General features: G+C 74.9%; 18 protein-coding genes. 11 read left to right on the top strand and 7 right to left on the bottom strand.

From position 1 onward, the window contains the following. Positions 1 to 21: 21 nt before the first annotated feature. Positions 22 to 1,923 (bottom strand): DEAD/DEAH box helicase, encoded by a 1,902-nt coding sequence (locus BXA05_RS10015; protein ID WP_061267296.1) that lies wholly within the window; start codon positions 1,921 to 1,923, stop codon positions 22 to 24. A gap of 409 nt (positions 1,924 to 2,332) precedes the next feature. Here BXA05_RS10015 and clsA point away from each other — a divergent pair, with 409 nt between their 5' ends. From clsA to BXA05_RS09965, 10 genes are all read left to right on the top strand, one after another. Next, positions 2,333 to 2,953, top strand: coding sequence for a cardiolipin synthase ClsA (gene clsA / locus BXA05_RS10010; RefSeq protein ID WP_076405037.1), 621 nt, complete (start codon positions 2,333 to 2,335; stop codon positions 2,951 to 2,953). After that, on the top strand, positions 2,950 to 3,918 hold the full coding sequence (locus BXA05_RS10005; RefSeq protein ID WP_076404881.1) for a DUF881 domain-containing protein: 969 nt from the start codon (positions 2,950 to 2,952) through the stop codon (positions 3,916 to 3,918). Before clsA ends, BXA05_RS10005 begins: the two co-directional genes overlap by 4 nt. Next, the gene (locus tag BXA05_RS10000) at positions 3,915 to 4,247 is read left to right on the top strand and encodes a small basic family protein (RefSeq protein WP_021483549.1); all 333 of its coding nucleotides are present in this window, start codon (positions 3,915 to 3,917) and stop codon (positions 4,245 to 4,247) included. The genes BXA05_RS10005 and BXA05_RS10000 overlap by 4 nt, the downstream gene beginning before the upstream one ends. 2 nt (positions 4,248 to 4,249) lie before the next feature. Continuing rightward, a complete protein-coding gene (locus tag BXA05_RS20540) occupies positions 4,250 to 5,698 on the top strand; it encodes a DUF881 domain-containing protein (protein ID WP_076404880.1) in 1,449 nt (482 codons plus the stop codon). Between the two features lie 174 nt (positions 5,699 to 5,872). After that, a complete protein-coding gene (locus tag BXA05_RS09990; protein WP_021483194.1) occupies positions 5,873 to 6,355 on the top strand; it encodes an FHA domain-containing protein in 483 nt (160 codons plus the stop codon). A gap of 2 nt (positions 6,356 to 6,357) precedes the next feature. Beyond that, positions 6,358 to 7,113: a transcriptional regulator FtsR gene (gene ftsR / locus BXA05_RS09985; protein ID WP_061267299.1), complete on the top strand. Its 756-nt coding sequence runs from the start codon at positions 6,358 to 6,360 to the stop codon at positions 7,111 to 7,113. Positions 7,114 to 7,237: 124 nt separating this feature from the next. Continuing rightward, positions 7,238 to 7,711, top strand: a complete 474-nt coding sequence (locus BXA05_RS09980; RefSeq protein ID WP_024839673.1) for a bifunctional nuclease family protein — start codon at positions 7,238 to 7,240, stop codon at positions 7,709 to 7,711. A 212-nt stretch (positions 7,712 to 7,923) separates the two neighbouring features. Continuing rightward, a complete protein-coding gene (locus BXA05_RS09975; protein ID WP_021482353.1) occupies positions 7,924 to 8,514 on the top strand; it encodes a MerR family transcriptional regulator in 591 nt (196 codons plus the stop codon). Between the two features lie 187 nt (positions 8,515 to 8,701). Continuing rightward, positions 8,702 to 12,100 carry a pyruvate carboxylase gene (locus BXA05_RS09970; protein ID WP_076405036.1) on the top strand — a complete coding sequence of 1,133 codons (3,399 nt, stop codon included), beginning with the start codon at positions 8,702 to 8,704 and terminating at the stop codon, positions 12,098 to 12,100. A 52-nt stretch (positions 12,101 to 12,152) separates the two neighbouring features. Then, complete coding sequence (locus BXA05_RS09965) at positions 12,153 to 12,995, top strand: MBL fold metallo-hydrolase (RefSeq protein WP_076404879.1); 843 nt, start codon at positions 12,153 to 12,155, stop codon at positions 12,993 to 12,995. Positions 12,996 to 13,052: 57 nt separating this feature from the next. On the opposite strand, the gene BXA05_RS09960 is transcribed toward BXA05_RS09965, so the two are convergent. The 6 genes from BXA05_RS09960 to BXA05_RS19725 form a co-directional block, all read right to left on the bottom strand. Further along, entirely contained in the window at positions 13,053 to 14,300 is a 1,248-nt protein-coding gene (locus tag BXA05_RS09960) for a phospholipase D-like domain-containing protein (protein ID WP_206154171.1), read from the bottom strand. Positions 14,301 to 14,407: 107 nt separating this feature from the next. Then, a complete protein-coding gene (locus BXA05_RS09955; protein WP_021482649.1) occupies positions 14,408 to 14,677 on the bottom strand; it encodes a DUF7218 family protein in 270 nt (89 codons plus the stop codon). A gap of 194 nt (positions 14,678 to 14,871) precedes the next feature. Further along, positions 14,872 to 16,263, bottom strand: a complete 1,392-nt coding sequence (locus BXA05_RS09950) for a hypothetical protein (protein WP_076404878.1) — start codon at positions 16,261 to 16,263, stop codon at positions 14,872 to 14,874. A 71-nt stretch (positions 16,264 to 16,334) separates the two neighbouring features. After that, positions 16,335 to 17,396 (bottom strand): tyrosine-type recombinase/integrase, encoded by a 1,062-nt coding sequence (locus tag BXA05_RS09945; RefSeq protein ID WP_076404877.1) that lies wholly within the window; start codon positions 17,394 to 17,396, stop codon positions 16,335 to 16,337. A 103-nt stretch (positions 17,397 to 17,499) separates the two neighbouring features. After that, positions 17,500 to 18,207 (bottom strand): histidine phosphatase family protein, encoded by a 708-nt coding sequence (locus BXA05_RS09940; protein ID WP_211435850.1) that lies wholly within the window; start codon positions 18,205 to 18,207, stop codon positions 17,500 to 17,502. A gap of 240 nt (positions 18,208 to 18,447) precedes the next feature. Continuing rightward, a complete protein-coding gene (locus BXA05_RS19725) occupies positions 18,448 to 18,927 on the bottom strand; it encodes a hypothetical protein (protein WP_143311120.1) in 480 nt (159 codons plus the stop codon). Between the two features lie 175 nt (positions 18,928 to 19,102). Between BXA05_RS19725 and BXA05_RS09930 the strand changes: the two genes are divergently transcribed. Continuing rightward, positions 19,103 to 19,495 (top strand): DUF7660 family protein, encoded by a 393-nt coding sequence (locus BXA05_RS09930; protein WP_143311119.1) that lies wholly within the window; start codon positions 19,103 to 19,105, stop codon positions 19,493 to 19,495. Positions 19,496 to 19,599: the final 104 nt, after the last annotated feature.

Genomic DNA, 19,599 nt, shown 5'->3' with positions numbered 1-19,599 from the left:
GGCTGCCGCCGGCGGCGCGGGTCAGAACGCGGCGCGGTGGCGCGGCTTGCGCTCGCCCCGGTCGTCGGCACGGTCGAACCGGTCACGACGCTCGTCACGACGACCCGACGGGCCGTGCCCGGCACGCGGGCCCCGGGACGCGGGCGCGCCCTCGTCGAGACGGATGCGCAGCGCCTTGCCCGCGACCCGCGCCCGCGAGATGCGGTCCATCGTGTCCGCGTCGAGCGGCGCGGTGATGTCCACGAGCGAGAACGACGGGAAGATGTCGATCTTGCCGACGTCCGACCCGGCCAGGCCCGCCTCGTTCGTCAGCGCGCCCACGATCCCGCCGGGCATCACGCCGTCCTTGTGCCCCACCGACAGGCGGTAGCGCGTCCCGACGGCGTCGCGGCGGATACCGCGCGTCCCGTCGCCCTCGCGCCGGCCCGACGCACGGTCGCCGCGCGACGGACGCTCGCCCGCGCGCTCCGTACGACGCGCCTTCGACTGCTCGCGCGCCGCGGCCCGCTCCGCCTCGAACCGCTCCTGCTCCTCACGGGCACGCGGACCGTCGTCGCCGACCGCGAGCGCCGCCATGGCCGCTGCGAGGTCGACCGGGTCGACGTCGTGCTCGGCGAGGAAGGTGCGCACCATGTCGGCGTACATCGACAGGCGGCCCGCCTCCTGGCGGGCGGGAACCTGCCCGAGCAGGGCCCGCACCTTGTGCGCGGACACGTCCGCGGGGGAGGGGATCTCGATCTCCTGCAGCGGGGTGCGGGTCGTGCGCTCGATCGCGCGCAGGCGCCCGCGCTCGTGCGGGGTGACGAAGCTCAGGGCCTCGCCGGTGCGGCCCGCGCGGCCGGTGCGGCCGATGCGGTGCACGTACGCCTCGGGCTCGCCCGGCAGGTCGAAGTTCACGACGAGACCGATGCGGTCCACGTCGAGGCCGCGCGCGGCGACGTCGGTCGCGACGAGGACGTCGAGCGCCCCGGAGCGCAGGCGCTCCACGATCCGCTCGCGCTCCTTCTGCGCGACGTCGCCCGAGATGGTCGCGGCCGAGATGCCGCGCTCGACGAGCGCGGACCCGACCTCCTCCGCGGCGCCGCGCGTGCGGGTGAACACGATCGCGGCCTCGGCGTCGGACGTGGCGAGCACGCGCACGAGGGAGCCGGTCTTGTGGCGGAACGGCACGACGGCATACGTCTGGCGCACGCTCGTCACCGTGGAGGACTGCCGCGCGACGGCGATCTCGACCGGGTCGGTGAGGTGCTCGTTCGCGACGCGGCGGATCGGGGCGGGCATCGTCGCGGAGAACAGCGCGACCTGACGCTCGCGCGGCGCGCGGGAGAAGATCGTGTCGACGTCCTCCGCGAAGCCCATGCGCAGCATCTCGTCGGCCTCGTCGAGCACGAGGAAGCGCACGTCGTCGAGCACGAGGGTGCCGCGCTCGATGTGGTCGATGACGCGCCCGGGCGTGCCGACGACGACCTGCGCCCCGGCCGCGAGCGCCCGCTGCTGCGGCTGGTAGGGCGAGCCGCCGTACACGGCGACGACGTCGACCTTGGGCAGGTGGGTCGCGAACGACTCGACGGCGTCGGCGACCTGCATCGCGAGCTCGCGCGTCGGGGTGAGGACGACGGCCTGCACGCGCCGCAGCGTGGGGTCGATCGCGGCGAGCAGCGGGAGGCCGAACGCGGCGGTCTTGCCGGTGCCGGTCTGCGCGACGCCGGTGATGTCGCGGCCCGCGAGGAGCGCGGGGATGGCCTCGGCCTGGATCGCGGACGGGGTGACGAACCCGAGGTCGGCGACGGCGCGCTCGAGGGGCGCGGGCAGGCCGAGGTCGGAGAACACGGGGCCGGTGGGAGCGGTCTGCTCCGCGACGGCGGGGGAGGTGTCGGTGGAGTGGTCGAGGGCGTGCGAGGGCGCGACGACGTCAGCAGTCATGAAAGGGTGAGGACCGTTCGTTTCGGGGTGTGGAGTGGCGTGCGGTCACCGGGTCGGTTCTCGCAGGTCGCACTCCCGAACACACCAGGCCGGCCACCGCCACGATCGGGGAGATCAGGGGGGTCGGCCACTCTCACGGACACACGCGGGACGAGCGACGAACTCCAGACGTCCACCCATCGTACCGGAGCGCGCGGGCGGGCCGCGGGGCCGGGCCCGGTGACGTCCCTCACCCGCACCCGCCCCGCCGGTGCCCGGCCCGCCCCGGACACCGGGCGAAGCGGGTGATTTCGGGCCCTGCGGGGCGCCGCGCCGCGAAATGAGGGCCCAGGTCACCGGGGCCGGTACGTAGGATGGTCGCGCGCGGCAGGTCGCCGCGACGGCGCGACGCGAGCACGGGGCGGTGGGTGTGACGGCAGGGCAGCAGGTCAGCTCGCGCGTCCTGACCGTCCCGAACGTCATCAGCCTCCTGCGGCTGCTCCTCGTGCCCGTGTTCGCGGTGCTCATCGTGCGCGGCGACGACGTGTGGGCCCTGGTCGTCCTCGCGGTGTCCGGCGCGTCGGACTGGCTCGACGGCGTGCTCGCGCGCCGCCTGGACCAGGTGAGCCGCGTCGGGCAGATGCTCGACCCCGCCGCCGACCGCCTCTTCATCCTCGTCACCCTCCTCGGGCTCGCGTGGCGCGACGTCGTGCCCGTGTGGCTCGTCGTCGCGATCGTCGCGCGCGACGTCCTGCTCGCGGGACTGCTGCCGCTGCTCGCCCGCCACGGCTACGGGCCGCTGCCCGTGAGCTTCGCGGGCAAGGCCGGCACGTTCGCCCTGCTGTACGCGTTCCCGCTGCTGCTCCTCGCGGAGATGCCCGGCTGGCTCGGCGACGTCGCCGCCGTCACCGGGTGGGCGTTCACCTGGTGGGGCGTGGGCCTGTACTGGCTCGCGGGCGCGCAGTACGTGCTGCAGACCCGGGCGCTCGTCCTGCGCGACCGCGCCGCCCGCACCGACCGGCCCGGGACCGCGACGAAGGAGACGCCGTGACCGACACGCGACCGGACCAGCCCGCCGCCGCGCGCCGCGCACCCGTAGATGCGTCCATGACCCTCCTCAACGAGGTCATGCACCGCCCCCTCGACCCCGGCTACGCCGCCGCGGCCGCGCGCCGCGCCGCCGGGCAGACCCCGCACCGCGGGCGCACCGGCACCGTCGCGCTCGTCGCCCTCGCCGTCGTCCTCGGCATCGTCACCACCGCCGCCGCCGTGCAGCTGCGCGCCCCGCAGCCCGGCGTCATCGCCGCACGCGAGACCCTCGAGCAGGAGATCCTCGAACGCCAGGCCACCGCCGAGGAGCTCTCCGCGCGCGGCGCAGAGCTGTCCGGCGAGATCGAGCAGCTCCAGGGCGCGGCGCTGAGCGGTGCGAGCGCCGACGTGCTCGACAGCCTCCAGGAGGAGGGCGCGCTCACCGGGACGCAGCCCGTCGAGGGCCAGGGCGTCGTCGTCACCCTCGACGACACCGGCGGCGGCCTGTCCTCCGGGGCCACCGACGCGAGCTCGCTCGTGCACGACTCCGACCTGCAGCGCGTCGTCAACGCCCTGTGGGCCGGCGGCGCCGAGGCCGTCGCGATCAACGACCAGCGCCTGACCGGCCTGTCCGCGATCCGCAGCGCCGGCGACGCCGTGCTCGTCGACCTGCAGCCCCTCGTCGGCCCCTACCGCGTCGAGGCGATCGGCGACCCCGACGCGATGCGCACCTCGCTCCTGCGGTCCGGCACGTCCGACTTCCTCCAGCTCCTCGGCACCCAGTACGGCATCCGCTCCGGCGTCACGACGCAGAGCCGCCTCGACCTGCCCGGCCGGTCCGCGCCCACGCTGTTCTTCGCGCACGCCCCCGAGACGACCGTAGACTCCGACGCACCCGCCGAGGAGACCAGCCCCGCGCCGGGCACGACCGACGGGTCCGGGACCCCATCCGCACCGCACGAGACAGGGCAGGAGATCGTCGAATGATCGCAGTCGTCGGACTGGTGGTGGGCATCGTCGCGGGCCTCGTCCTGCAACCCACCGTGCCCGTGTCGCTGCAGCCCTACCTCCCCATCGCCGTCGTCGCCGCCCTCGACGCCCTGTTCGGCGGCCTGCGCGCCCGGCTCGACGGCCTGTTCGACGACAAGGTCTTCCTCGTGTCGTTCCTGTCGAACGTCGTCGTCGCCGCCCTCATCGTGTTCCTCGGCGACCAGCTCGGGGTCGGCAGCCAGCTCTCGACCGCCGTCGTCGTCGTCCTCGGCATCCGCATCTTCTCCAACGCCGCCGCGATCCGGCGCCACATCTTCAAGGCGTGAGCATGAGCCGCGACCCCCGCGACCAGGCTCCGGGCGACCGGCCCGAGCACCCCGCCACGCCCGCGGACGGTGACGACGCCGCCGTCGACACCCCCGCCGTCGACACCCCCGCCGTCGACACCCCCGCCGTCGACACCCCTGCCGTCCCCGGCACCGAGCCCGGGACCGACGACGACTCCCACGACGCCGAGCCCGCCCCGGCCCGCACCGACGACTCGAACGAGGACGCGGCGACCCCCGTCGAGACCGACCCCGGCCCGGGTGCGCCGTCCGGCACGCCTCACGACGACCCGGTCGACCCCGCAGCGGTCCCCGACGACCCCACGACGTCGAGCGACGCACCGGCGGCCCGTGACCAGACCACGGTCACCACCGACCACCACGAGGACGACGGCAGCACCGTGGCCGGCACGACCCCGACCGGTGCCGCGCCGACCGGCGCGCCCTCGCCGAGCGACCCGGGCACCAGCGACCCGGGCACCCCGGTGTCGAGCGACCCCACCGTCCCGGGCGACGCCGCAGCAGCGGGGGAGCGCCCCGCACCCGACGACCGCACCGACGACCCGCGCACCGCCACCACCCCGCCGGACCGCCCGACGCCGGGCGCGACGACCACCCCGGAAGCCGCGGCGCCCGAGCAGGACGCCGAGACCGCGCCCACCGCCGAGCCGGACCCGGTCACCGGGGCGACGGCCGCCGTCGGGCGCCACGGCACCCCCACCCAGCCCGAGCCGCGCGGGCTGCGCGGCCTCGGCCGGGCGATGCGCCCGCGCGCGTCGCGCTCCCAGGTCATGGTCGGCGTCCTGTGCGCGCTGCTCGGCTTCGCGCTCGTCGTCCAGGTGAGCCAGACGCAGGAGGACCAGCTGTCCTCCCTGCGCCAGAGCGACCTCGTGCGCCTGCTCGACGACGTCACCCAGCGCTCCGGCGAGCTCGAGGAGCAGGTGTCCTCGCTCGAGGCCACGCGCGACGAGCTGCAGTCCGGCTCCGGCCGCGAGCGCGCCGCGCTCGAGCTCGCCGAGCAGCAGGCCGAGACGCTCGGCATCCTCTCGGGCCGGCTCCCCGCCGAGGGCCCGGGCGTCGAGATCGAGGTCGTCGAGGGTGCCGAGCCGCTCAAGGCGTTCGGCCTGTTCAACGTGCTGGAGGAGCTGCGCAACGCGGGCGCCGAGGCCATGGAGGTCAACGGCGTCCGACTCGTCGCGAGCAGCTACTTCGAGGACACCTCCGACGGCGTCGTCGTCGACGGACAGGTGATCTCGTCCCCGTACCGGTGGACCGCGATCGGCGACCCCTCGACGCTCGAGACCGCGCTCGAGATCCCCGGCGGCGCCATGGCCTCCCTGCGGGCCGACGGCGCGCGCACCACCGTCACCCAGCAGGACCAGGCCGAGGTCACCGCGACCGTCGAGCCCCGCGCACCCCGGTACGCGACCCCCGTCCCCGCCGACGAGTGACCCGGCTTCCCGCGGGCCCACGGGCCGGGGTAGGTTGGGACGACCGAGGGTCGCACGCACCGCGTGACCTGCAGGTGTAGTAGTTTTCGAGCACCAGTTTCCCGCACCCGGGGCTCGCCCCCCGGTGCGGTTTCCGAGCTCGAGCACGACGTGCGTGAGCCCCGAGGAGGCGTGATGAGTGTCCCAGGCGGTCCTGAGGTGCCGAACCGGGCGACCAGCGACACGACGGTCAGCTTCGGCCGGATCGAGGCCCCGATCGAGGAGGGCGTGCAGCCCGGGGGCCTGAGCCCCGAGGAGCACGCCGCCGTCGCCGCCCTGCCCCGCCACTCGGCCCTGCTCATCATGCAGCGCGGCCCCGGCCAGGGCTCGCGCTTCCTCCTCGACGCCGAGCGCACCGTCGCCGGGCGCTCCGAGCACGCCGACATCTTCCTCGACGACGTCACCGTGTCACGCAAGCACGCCGAGTTCGTGCGCGAGGGCGAGCACTTCGTCGTGCGCGACGTCGGGTCCCTCAACGGCACCTACGTGAACCGCAGCCGGATCGACGCCGTCGCGCTCGGCACGGGCGACGAGGTCCAGATCGGCAAGTACCGGCTCACGTTCCACGCCAGCCCGCACGCGGCGGCGTCGGCGGGCGGCGCGGCCTCCCCGTCGTGAACATGTCGACCGGCGCCGCGCACGCCACGGCCCCGGAGCCCGCGGACGGGCCCGAACCGTGGCCCCAGGGGATCTCGCGCCGCGCGACCATGCGCATCTCCGACGTGCTGCGCGCGCTGCGGGCCGAGTTCCCCCACGTCAGCCACTCCAAGCTGCGCTTCCTCGAGGAGCAGGGCCTCATCGAGCCGGTGCGGACCGCGTCGGGCTATCGCCAGTACAGCCCCGCCGACGTCGAGCGGCTCCGGTTCGTGCTCGTCGAGCAGCGTGACCGCTACCTGCCGCTGAAGGTCATCAAGGACCGCCTCGCCGCGCTCGACGCCGGGACCGACGCCGAGACGCTCGCCCCCCGCCTCGCGACCACCGACGGCGAGCCCGGGTCGGCCGCCGTCCGCCAGCGCTACACCGTCGACGCGCTCGTCTCGGCCGCCGGGGTCGAGCGCGAGCTCGTCGAGGGCCTCATCGAGGCCGGCGTGCTCCGCCAGGCACCGGGCGGGCAGCTCGACGCGCGCTCGCTCGACGTCGTCGTGCTCGCCGCCGGCCTCGCGGACTACGGCATCGAGCCCCGCCACCTGCGCTCCCTGCGCACCGCCGCCGACCGCCACGTGAGCCTCGTGCAGCAGGTCGTCTCGCCGTGGCGCGGCCAGCAGAGCCCGTCCGCGCGCGCCCACGCCGGCACCGTCGCGTCCGAGGTCGGCGAGCTGTGCGCGCAGCTGCACACCGTCTTCGTGCGCCAGGGCGTCGACGACCTCACCCGCTGACGCCCGCACCCGCCCCGCCGCACCTCCCGCGACGCCCTCCGCGTGTCGCGCGCACGCCCGGTGCGCACCCCCTGCCGGATGCCGGGCGGAGTCGTACGGTGGTGGAGTGAGCGACGACGTCCCGATGGTCCCGGTGGAGGTGCTGGGGGTCCGTCAGCAGCAGCGCGACCAGGAGATCGTGGTGCTGCTGCTCGACGACGCGTCCGAGCTCGTGGTGCCGATCGTCATCGGCCCGCGGGAGGCGAGCGCGATCGCCATGGCGCAGGCAGGGCTGCCCACGCCGCGGCCCATGACGCACGACCTGCTGCGGGACCTGCTCGACGCGGTGGGCGTGCGGCTCGAGCGGGCGGAGATCGTCGCCCTCGACGGCGGCATCTTCTTCGCCGAGCTCGTGCTCAGCAACGGCGTGCGGCTCGACTCGCGCGCGTCGGACGCGATCGCCGTCGCGGTGCGCACCGGGAGCCCGGTGCTGTGCTCGGCGGAGGTCGTGGCGACGGCGGGCGTCGAGGTCGTCGACGTCGCGCAGCAGGAGGAGGTCGAGAAGTTCCGCGACTTCCTCGACCACGTCCAGCCCGAGGACTTCTCGGTGGACGAGTAGAGCGGTCCCGGTGCGTGGCGGCCCGACCCTCGGGTCGTGGTCGAGGCTTCGGGACACACCGGACAAGACAGACCTTCGACCTCGGGTCGAGGGTTCAGCGGTCGGCGCGACGACGTGGCGGGCGCGACACGCCCGCACGCCCGGGGCGTCGGTCGTTGACGGCCCCGGACGGCGCCCATAGTTTGGTCGTGACATCACCCCAGGAGGCGACAGTGAACAGCAGCGGTGAGGCGAGCGTCGGTGTCGGCGCGGCAGTTCCGCAGGGCGCGCAGGGCCTCCTCTTCGGGGAGGACATCACCGAGCAGGACACCACGACCGGCTACCGCGGCCCGACGGCATGCCGCGCGGCAGGCATCACGTACCGCCAGCTCGACTACTGGGCCCGCACCGGCCTCGTCGAGCCCACCGTCCGCCCGGCGTCCGGGTCGGGCTCGCACCGCCTGTACAGCTTCCGCGACATCCTCGTGCTCAAGGTCGTCAAGCGCCTGCTCGACACCGGGGTGTCGCTCCAGCAGATCCGCACGGCCGTCGAGCACCTGCGCGAGCGCGGCGTGGACGACCTGGCGCAGATCACCCTCATGAGCGACGGCGCGAGCGTCTACGAGTGCACCTCGCCCGACGAGGTCGTGGACCTCGTCCAGGGCGGCCAGGGCGTGTTCGGGATCGCCGTCGGGCGCGTGTGGCGCGAGGTCGAGGGCACGCTCGCCGAGCTGCCGACCGAGTCCCTCGAGGACGAGGACGGCACCGCGACGAGCCCGCAGGACGAGCTCGCCCAGCGCCGTCAGGCCCGCACCGCGGGCTGACCCCTCGCCCGGCCGGACCACGGGCGGACCGACCGCGAGCGCCGGGGCACCCCCGCGAGGCGTGTGGACCTCGTCACAGCGGGTGCGGTGACCCGTCCGGCGACGCCGTGGGAGGATCGCCCGGTACGCGGTGCGTGGCGCCCTCCCCGGCCCGACGACGCCGCCACGCTCGACGGATGGAGTGCCGGTGTTCTCGAAGGTCCTGGTCGCCAACCGCGCGGAGATCGCCGTCAGGGCGTTCCGCGCCGCCTACGAGCTGGGGGCCCGCACGGTCGCGGTGTTCCCGCAGGAGGACCGCAACTCCGAGCACCGGCTCAAGGCCGACGAGGCGTACCTCATCGGGGAGCCCGGCCACCCGGTGCGGGCGTACCTGGACATCGAGGAGATCGTGCGCGTCGCCCGGGAGGCGGGCGCGGACGCCGTCTACCCGGGGTACGGCTTCCTCTCGGAGAACCCCGACCTGGCGCGCGCGTGCGCGGAGGCGGGGCTGACGTTCGTCGGGCCCCCGCCGGAGGTGCTCGAGCTCGCGGGCAACAAGGTGCGGGCGCTCAAGGCGGCGCGCGAGGCGGGCCTGCCGGTGCTCGCGTCGAGCGAGCCGTCGGCGGACGTCGACGAGCTCGTGGCCGCTGCGGACGAGATCGGGTTCCCGGTGTTCGTCAAGGCCGTCGCGGGCGGTGGCGGCCGGGGCATGCGGCGCGTCGACGTGCGCGAGGACCTGCCCGAGGCGCTGGCTGCGGCGATGCGCGAGGCGGACGGCGCGTTCGGGGACCCGACGGTGTTCCTGGAGCAGGCGGTGCTGCGCCCGCGGCACATCGAGGTGCAGATCCTGGCGGACGGCGCGGGGAACGTCGTGCACCTGTACGAGCGGGACTGCTCGTTGCAGCGTCGTCACCAGAAGGTCATCGAGATCGCGCCGGCGCCGAACCTCGACCCGGCGGTCCGGGACGCGCTGTGCGCGGACGCGGTGCGGTTCGCGCGGCACATCGGGTACCAGAACGCGGGCACGGTCGAGTTCCTCGTCGACACGGTGGGCGAGCGTGCGGGGCAGCACGTGTTCATCGAGATGAACCCGCGCATCCAGGTGGAGCACACGGTGACCGAGGAGGTCACGGACGTCGACCTCGTGTCCGCGCAGATGCGGATCGCGGCGGGCGAGACGCTGGCGGACCTGGGCATCCGGCAGGAGGACGTGCGCGTCAACGGCGCGGCCCTGCAGACCCGGATCACCACGGAGGACCCGGCGAACGGGTTCCGTCCCGACACGGGCCGGATCATCGCCTACCGGTCGCCGGGCGGGGCGGGTGTCCGGCTCGACGGGGCGACGGCGACGGCGGGGTCGGTCGTGTCGGGCCACTTCGACTCGATGCTGGTGAAGCTCACGTGCCGGGGGCGGGACTTCCCGACGGCGGTGCGGCGCGCGCGTCGTGCGCTGGCGGAGTTCCGCATCCGCGGCATCCGGACGAACATCCCGTTCCTGCAGGCGGTCCTCGCCGACCCGGAGTTCGTCGCGGGCAACGTGGCGACGTCGTTCATCGACGAGCGGCCCGAGCTGCTCGCCGCGCGCGAGAGCGCGGACCGGGGCACGCGCCTGCTCGCGTACGTGGGGGACACCACCGTCAACCGGCCGCACGGGGACCCGCGGGTCACGAGCGACCCGGCGGCGAAGCTGCCGCCGTTCGACCTGACGGTCGCGCCCCCGCCCGGGTCGCGCCAGCAGCTCCTCGAGCTCGGCCCGGAGGGGTTCGCGCGGGCGCTGCGGGGCGAGCAGCGGCTGCGCGTCACGGACACGACGTTCCGCGACGCGCATCAGTCGCTGCTCGCGACGCGGGTGCGCACGCACGACCTGGCGGCCGTCGCGCCGTACGTGGCGCGGGCGACGCCGCAGCTGTGGTCGGTCGAGGCGTGGGGCGGCGCGACGTACGACGTCGCGCTGCGCTTCCTCGGGGAGGACCCGTGGGAGCGGCTCGCGACCCTGCGTGCCGCGATGCCGAACCTCGCGATCCAGATGCTGCTGCGCGGGCGCAACACGGTCGGGTACACGCCGTACCCGACGCGCGTCACGGAGGCGTTCGTCGAGGAGGCCGCGGCGACGGGCATCGACGTGTTCCGCATCTTCGACGCGCTCAACGACGTCGACCAGATGCGTCCCGCGATCGAGGCCGTGCGCGCGACCGGCACGACGGTCGCGGAGGTCGCGCTGTGCTACACGGGCAACCTGCTCGACCCGGCCGAGGATCTGTACACGCTCGACTACTACCTGCGCCTCGCGGACCGCATCGTCGACGCCGGTGCGCACGTCCTCGCGATCAAGGACATGGCCGGGCTGCTGCGGCCCGCCGCCGCGAGCCGGCTCGTGACCGCGCTGCGCGAGCGGTTCGACCTGCCCGTGCACCTGCACACCCACGACACGTCCGGCGGGCAGATGGCCACGCTGCTCGCCGCCGCCGCGGCGGGCGTCGACGCGGTCGACGCCGCGAGCGCCGCGATGGCGGGGACGACGAGCCAGCCGCCGCTGTCGGCGCTGGTCGCCGCGCTGGAGCACACCGAGCGCGACACCGGGCTGTCGCTGGCGGCGGTCGCGGACCTCGAGCCGTACTGGGAAGCGGTGCGCCGCGTCTACGCGCCGTTCGAGTCGGGTCTGCCCGGGCCGACGGGGCGCGTGTACGAGCACGAGATCCCGGGCGGTCAGCTGTCGAACCTGCGTCAGCAGGCGATCGCGCTGGGCCTGGGGGACCGGTTCGAGCAGATCGAGGCGATGTACGCGGCCGCGGACCGGATCCTGGGGCGGCTGGTGAAGGTGACGCCGTCGTCGAAGGTCGTGGGCGACCTCGCGCTGCATCTCGTGGCGGCGGGCGCGGACCCGGCGGAGTTCGCGGCGGACCCGCAGTCGTTCGACATCCCGGACTCCGTGGTCGGGTTCCTGGGCGGCGAGCTGGGCGACCCGCCCGGCGGCTGGCCGGAGCCGTTCCGGTCGCGCGCGCTCGCCGGCCGTGCGGCGCGGGCCGGGGTCACGCCGCTCTCGGCCGAGGACGAGGCGGAGCTCGCGCAGGAGGGCGAGGTGCGCCGTCGTCGGCTCAACCACCTGCTCTTCGCGGGGCCGACGAAGGAGTTCGAGCAGGTGCGCCAGGCGTACGGGGACGTGTCGGTGCTCGACACCCCCACGTACCTGTACGGGCTGGAGCCGGGGCAGGAGGTCGCGGTCGCGCTCGGCAAGGGCGTGCGCCTGCTCGTGGGCCTCGAGGCGATCGGCACGCCCGACGAGCGCGGGATGCGCACGGTGATGTTCACCCTCAACGGGCAGCTGCGCCCGATCCAGGTGCGCGACCGCGCGGTGGACGTGGACGCGCGCACCGCCGAGAAGGCGGACCCGACCCAGCCGGGCCAGGTGGCGGCGCCGTTCGCGGGTGCCGTGACGCCGGTCGTCGTCGTGGGCGACGTCGTCGAGGCGGGGCAGACGGTCGCGACCGTCGAGGCGATGAAGATGGAGGCGGCGATCACGACGCCCGTCGCGGGCACGGTCCAGCGGGTCGCGATCGGCGCGGTGCAGCAGCTGGAGGGCGGCGACCTCGTCCTCGTGGTGGGCTGAGGGGCCGGCCCCCGCACGGGCGGGGCGGGCAAGGACGACTCGAGGAGGTTCCATGCAGGTCACGTTCCACGGTCACGCGTGCGTCACGGTGCGCCACGGCGGTCAGGTCGTCGCCATCGACCCGGGCACGTTCAGCGACGCCGCTGCTGCGCTGGCGGACGCCGGCACGGTGCTCCTCACCCACCAGCACCCCGACCACGTGGACACCGGCGCCCTCGGTGACGCTCTCGCGGCCCGGCCGGAGCTCACGGTGTGGGCGCCCGAGGAGGTGGCCGCCGCGGTGCGTCCGGCGCTGCCCGACGGCGCGGCGTCGCGCGTGCACGTCGTCGCGCCGGGGGACGGCCTGGACCTGGGCGGTCTGGAGGTCGTGGTGGGCGGCGGCCGGCACGCGGTGATCCACCCGGACGTCCCGCGGATCGCGAACGTCACGTACCTCGTGCGCGGGGACGGAGCGACGCTCCTGCACCCGGGCGACTCGTTCGACGCCCCGGACGCGGGCGTGCTGGGCGGACGGCGGCTCGACGTGCTGCTCGCGCCCGTCTCGGCGCCGTGGCTCAAGCTCGCCGAGACGATCGACTTCGTGCGCGCGCTCGACCCGCGGGTCGTGGTGCCGGTGCACGACGCGCTCCTGTCGGACGTCGGGCACGGCCTCGTGAACCGGCTCCTGGGCGAGCAGCGCACCGGCGGCACGTACGAGTACCGGCCGTTGACGACCGGGGAGTCGATCGACGTCGCCGCGGGCGCCCTGGACGGCGCGGCGGACGCCGTCGCGCGCGAGCTGCGCGACGAGCACCCCGAGTTCGGGGAGGTCGCGCTGCTCGAGACCGACGAGACCGTGCCGCCGCGACCGGAGGAGGAGGCGGCCGACGTGCTGCGCTCCGACCCGGCCCGCTGAGCCGCGGACCCGCCCGCCGTCGTCGTCGCCCGAAGGACGGCGACGACGGCGGCGCTGCTACAGCAGCGGGCGCAGGGGAGTGAGGACGACCTCGCTGAGCTTCGCCGCCACCGAGCGCGAGTCCCACTCGTCGAGCGTCAGCTCGCGCGAGTTCGACAGGTCGACCTCGAAGACCTTCTCCATCTGCTCGGCCACCCCCGGGTCCGTGATCTCGAGGTTCACCTCGTAGTTCCCCGTGAGGGACAGCCGGTCGATGTTCGCCGTGCCGATCGTGGTCCACGCGCCGTCGATGGTCGCGGTCTTCGCGTGCACCATGGCGTTGCGGTACAGGTGGATGCGGACCCCGCCCTTGAGCAGAGCCGTGTACAGGCCACGCGACAGCCAGTCCGCGAGCACGTGGTTCGAGCGCTCGGGAACGAGGACCCGCACGTCGACGCCGCGCGCCGCGGCCGCGAGCAGCGCGGCCAGGATCTCCCGGTCGGGGATGAAGTACGCCTGCGTGATGTAGACGTGCGAGCTCGCGCGGTCGATCGCGTCGAGGTAGATCCCGCGGATCGGGAACACCAGGTGCGCCGGCGCGTTGCGGGCCGCGCGCAGCCGCGGCTCCCAGTGCACCGACCCCGGGTCGGCGAGCAGCGGCTGGTCCGAGGCGCGGTTCGCGTTCCAGAAGTCGACGAACGCGTTGCGCAGCTCCCACGCGCTCGGCCCCACGAGGCGCACGTGCGTGTCGCGCCACTGCGTCGCGTACAGGGCGCCGATGTTGTACCCGCCCACGAACGCGATCTCGTCGTCGACGACGAGGATCTTGCGGTGGTCACGACCGGACTTGCGCACGTTGAGCATGAGCACGCCCGGGCGGAACACCGGGTACCGGATGACGTGGATCGGCTCGGGCAGGTCGAAGAACGCCTGGGGGACGACGAGGTTCGCGAAGCCGTCGTACACGACGAACACCTCGACGCCGCGCTCGCTCGCCTCGACGAGCGCCTGCTTGAACTCCTCGCCGAGCGCGTCGGCCTTCCAGATGTACGTCTCGAGCAGGATGCGGCGCCGTGCGCCGCGGATCGCGCCGAGCATCTCCCGGTACACGTCCTCGCCGTACGTGAAGACGGTCGTCGTGGTGCCCGCGACCTCGACGTCGGCGGGGGCCGAGCGCGGGAACGAGGCCTCGGTGGCGTTGCGGCGCTTGCGGATCGCGTCCGCGGTGACGAGCACGCCCGCGACCGTCACGGGTGCCGCGACGGCGACCACGAGCGCACGGGAGAGCAGACGGCGGGCGGTGCGCAGGGCGGAGTCGGCGGACAGGTGCACGCACTCACCGTAGCGGGCGGCACCCCGGGCGCGACCGGAAGACGGTCGCGCCGCGGGTGAGATCCCGCACGAGCCCGTCCCCGGCGGGTCCTGGCGCGTACTCAGTGCGAGCGCAGCGCGCGGACCAGCTCCGCCTTGCGCATGGAGGACCGCCCCTCGATGCCGATCTCGGCGGCGCGCTTGCGCAGCTTCTCGACGGTCCAGTCCTCGTAGTCGCCGGCCTTGCCGCCCTTGCGGCCCACGCTCGTGCGCGACGAGCCCGCCGCGGCGTTCGCGATGCGGGCCGCCTTCTCCTTCGAGTCGCCCTCGTCCCGCAGCTTCTCGTACAGGTCGGGGTCCTTCACGCTCGGACCCGGGTCACGCTTCGGCACGACGGCCTCCTTCACCTCGGTCCGGCGGCCCGGACGGCAGCGCCGGTCTCCCGACAGGTTCTCGCCCTCGTCGTCCTCTCGCACGCGGACGACTCCTCCCGCGCGGACGACGCTCCAGCACGACGACGCGCGACGACCCCGCGTCGACGTGCCCCACGTACCCCGCCAGGGCGGTGAACCCCGACGGGTCGCCGTCACCGACGACGTCCCAGCGCACGTCCCCGTCCTCGAGCGAGAGGGCGACCGTCCGCGAGCGTGACGCCGTCGGTGAACGCGGCCGCGACGCCACGGGTGAGATCGACCCGGACGCCCGTGGTGCCCGTGCCGTCGTCCGCCGTCGTGGTGGTGCCCCCGGGCGCCGTGCCGACGCCCGGCGCGGCAGGGCGACCGGCGGGCGAGCTGCGCGGCCACGACCACACGGGCTCGCCCGAGCGCGCGTCCAGGGCGACGACCCGTTCGCCGGTGACGACGACGGCGCGCTCAGCCGCGAGCGCGACGACCTGGGCGACGGGCTGCGCGAGCCGCCACCGCTCGCGCAGCCCGTCGCCGGAGCCGTCCGCGGCCGCGAGGGCGCGCACACCGTCGGCGGTGGCGACCAGCCAGGGGGCAGCGTCGTCCTCGGGGCCGACGAGCGGCCGCAGGAGCCGACCGTCGACGGCGGCGAGCACCGCCGCGTCCGGGGCGACGAGCTCGGTCGTCGCCCCGCGCCCGGGCGGCAGCACGCGGGTGCGCAGGAACGTCCCGTCGGGCAGCGGGACGACGTCGGTCGTGACGGCCGGGCCGGGGGCGTCGATGCGGGCGCCGGCGAGGGTGAGGACGGCGCTGACGCGACATCCCCGCACGACGAGCAGGCCGTCCTCGACGGTGGCGGCGGCCTGCCCGGCGACCTGGGGCCGGCACATCGGGGTGCGTTCCGCGTCGTCGGGCGGCACGTCGTGCCGCCAGCGCACGCGCGCCGTGCGAGCGTCCTGGAGCGCGAGGTGCACGACCCCTCCCGTGCGGGCCCACCGCAGCACGGTCCCGTCGGGCGCGGGGACCGCGCGGCCGAGCGTGTCGCCCAACGGCACCGGGCCGGTGGCCGGGCCGTCCGGGCCGACGACGTGCGCGACCGGGGCGAGCGCGGGTCCCGTCACGCACACGAGCGCGCCGGTCACCGGTCGCGCCGCCTCGTCGGCGGCCGGTCCGCACGAGGCGGTCGCGTCGAGAGCGAGCCAGCGCCGGGCGCCCGAGGCGGCGTCGCGCCCCTCGACCCCGGCGGCGGTGACCGTGACGACCACGTCGTCGACGACGGCTACGCGCGGGGCGGCGGCGTCCGCGGACCAGGCGGGGGTCGGGGGCACCGCGAGCGAACGGACGGCGCCGGTGTGGGCGAGGCGGGCCTGCTCCGCCGTCGACGAGCGCCACGAGGCGACCGCGCCGAGCGCGACCGCGAGCGCGAGCGCGAGCAGAGGCGCCACGACGCGCGCGAGGAGGGTGCGTCGTCGGCCAGGGGCCGCGCGCCCGGGTGCCCCCTCCGCGGGTGTGCCGCGCCCGCCCGGCGCGGGCTCGTCGTCGGGGACGAGCTCCACCTGGTGGAGCGGGGCCATGCCTGCGACGCTACGCCTCGCCCGGCCGGGTGTCAGCGCCCCCGAGGTCACCGCCCGGGTGCTCGGGCCGGTCAGGCCTCGCTGGGTTCGAGCGCCGCGGAGAGCGGGTGGGCCCGGATCGCGGCCGCGAGCTCGCCCTCGATGCGGTCGAGGTAGACGCCGGTGGTCGCGATGGACGCGTGCCCGAGCAGCTCCGCGACGACCTTGACGTCCCAGCCCTCCGCGGCGAGCAGCGTCGCGGTCGTGTGGCGCAGCGCGTGCGGGGTCGCCTCGCGACGGTACTGCGCGGGCATGCGTTCGACGCAGCGCCGCAGCAGCCCGCGCACGGCCTGGGCGTCGATCCGGCGGCCCCGCCACGACAGCAGGAGCGCGCGCCGGGCGTCCGGGTCGTCGGGCCGGCGGGCGAGGAGCGTCGGGCGCAGGCGCGCGAGGTACTCCTCGAGCGCGTCCGCGAGCGGGGGAGACAGCGTGACGGTGCGGACGTGGCCACCCTTGCCCTGGATGCGCCATCGCGTCTGGTCCGGTTCGCGGGAGAAGTCGTCGAGGTTCGCCCGCTCGAGCTCGGACACGCGCGGGCCGAGGACGAGGAGGAGCGCGACGACGAGGCGGTCACGGAGCTGGAGGTCCTGGTCGCGGCGCGAGACGGCGGGCTCCCCGGGTGCGCGGGCGGCGGACACCTCGAGCAGCGAGGCCGCCGAGCCCGCGGACAGCGCGGTGCGGGCGACGCGCAGCCCGTCGCGCAGGCGGGCCGGGGGAGCGGCCCACTGCATCGGGTCGGCCTGCACCCAGCCCTCGCGCGCGGCGTGCGCGAAGAAGCGCGTCACCGACTGGCGGAACCGGTTCACCGTCGCTGCCGAGCGGCCCGTGCTGCCGGGCTTGCGGGACGCATCGGCGTACCGGCCGTCGGGCGTGGTCTGGTAGCGCAGGAGCACGTCGTCGACGTCCTCGCCCGTGACGTCGTCCAGGATGCGCGCGGGTCCCGCGAGGCGCGCGAACTCCGCGACGTCCCGCTCGTAGCTGCGGCGCGTCGTGGGGGACAGGATGCCGCGCAGGGTCTGCGCGGCGACGGACGCGAGATAGCGGTCGGCTGCCTCGGCGACGGTGATCCGCTCGAGGCGGGGCGGGGCGACCATGGTGCGGGCCTCCTGGGGGACGGGTCGCCGTCAGCCTAGGACGCGCCACCCACAGCGCTGCCCGCCCGCGGCGCGCTGACCTGCACCGACGCTCTTGTGGTCGTCAGCCGCGCGCCTCGGTACCCGCGGCGAGGTGCGCGACGTCGCCCAGGGCGACGACGGCGCGGTTGTGGAAGTAGCCGTCCTCACGCAGCGTCGTGATGCTGCCCGAGGGCACCGGGAAGGCGACGTGCCCCGCGGCGTCGACGGGCATGCCGATCCAGGCCGCGACGACGAACGTGGCGGCGAACCCGTGCGTCACGACGACCTGGTGGTCCGCGTCCCGGCGCAGGAGGTCCGTCGTCGCCGCGTACACGCGCTGCGCGACGTCGAGGCGGGTCTCGGCGCCGGCGACACCGACGTCGTGCCGCAGGCGGTCGCCCGTCGCGGGCGGCGGGACGAACCGTGCGTCGAGCCACGCCTGGGGCCGCCCGCCGGCCTCGCCGTAGGACGCCTCGCGCAGCCGGGGGTCGAGGCGCACCGCCGTGCCGAGCGCGTCGGCGACCGCGGTCGCGGTGCGGCGCGTGCGCAGGAGGTCGGACGTGACGACGTCCGTCCTCGCACCGGCCGGGACACGTGCGCGCAGCGCCGTCGCGACGAGGTGCGCCTGCCGCAGCCCGGCGGGGGTGAGGTCGGAGTCGTGCTGGCCGCCGACGAGTCCGTCGACGTGGTGCGTCGCCTCCGGGTGGGTCACGACGTGCACGGTGCGTTCGCGCACACCGACGAGGTCGGGCAGCGGGGGAGCGAGGAGCGGTCGGGGAGCGTCGGGCACCGGGACAGGGTGGCACACACGGCCGACAGGACGGCGGCGGCGAGGGGAGCGTCGTGGCGGGCGTGCACCGTGACGCAGGGGCAGCCTCGCCTGGAGCGGGGGATCGATAGCTCCGGCGGACCCGGCGGCAGGATGGTGATCCGAAAAAACGGCCGGCGACCCGTCGTGCGGTCACCGCTCGCACTCGCGCGTCACCATGGTGTTGACCTAAACACAATGGTTTGGGTCTTATGTCCGCTTCTAGGCATCGTAGCCGATGGTGCGGTCCCGAACCACCCGTCGGCTGCTGGGCGCTGCGCCGGGTCGCGGCGAGCTCGCGGACGACGGGCGGTCGGCACGCTGGTCGGCATCGTTCGTGGGACGGGCCTGCACGGGGGACACCGTGCGCCAGGTCCACACGCCGGCCGCCGCGAGGCCGCCGACGGCGCCGATGACGAGGAACGCCAGGACGGTCAGGACGAGCACCGGCAACCAGACGAGCGTCGCGCACGTGATCAGGACGCGTCCAGACCGACGGGCGTCCGGTGCGGCGGCCGTGAACACCGAGGTTGACGCGCCCGAAGATGCTGAGACGGATTTCGAGGGCGCCGGTGCGACGGACGCGCCGATACCGGACCGCGACGCACGCTGCAAGGATCGCACGGCGCGGCGAGCCGCTCGGCGGTCGGCGTTGCGGGCGGCCGGGGCGAGAAGCTGCGGTGCGTACGTCGTCGTGCTCATGACGAAGGGGAGTCCACCAGGGCGCCTGGTGATGCGCCGGAGGGCGCTTCATCTCCGGCGTAATGACATAATGTACATTATCGGCGGCTGATGATGAGTGTTGTCATGGGTCGCCAAGCTCCTGCCAGCACGGGTCCGGAGCCTGTTCGACGGCTCGCTCTGACAACATCGCCGCATGGAGCTCGTGTGCCGCCGGTGCCATCGAAGCGTGCGCGTGGGCGCGGCCGAGTACGAGACCTTCGAGCGGATGCACTACGTCTGCTTCCACTACGAGTTCGAGCACCAGGACTTCGACGTCGACGAAAGCTGTCGACTGGCCGGCTGCCCCTCCGAGGCGAACGGCTCCGGCAGGCGGACGGTCATCGCGACGGCCCGAGCCTTGGCGACTGCCGCAGCTGCCGACGACCCTTGGAGCAACCGTTCCCTCCACGAGTACCTCGAGGCGCTCGCGCGATGGCTCGAGAACTCAGACGCGTACTACCGCAACGATGCCGACCGCAGGACCACACCCCCCGACGGGTGGACGGTCGTCGACGATGCCCTGCGCGCGGCTGCGACGCACGAATGAAGACCCGTTGCCTCACGCGCGCCAGGACATCCGCGTGGTGTTCGCGTCACCGGGCGGTTCCAGGACCTCACGAACGACTTCCCCTGGTCTTGGCATGCTGCTGA

This window comes from Cellulosimicrobium funkei, assembly GCF_900155925.1.
Classification (GTDB): Bacteria; Actinomycetota; Actinomycetes; order Actinomycetales; family Cellulomonadaceae; genus Cellulosimicrobium; species Cellulosimicrobium funkei.
This window is presented reverse-complemented; position numbering and strand designations above follow the sequence as displayed.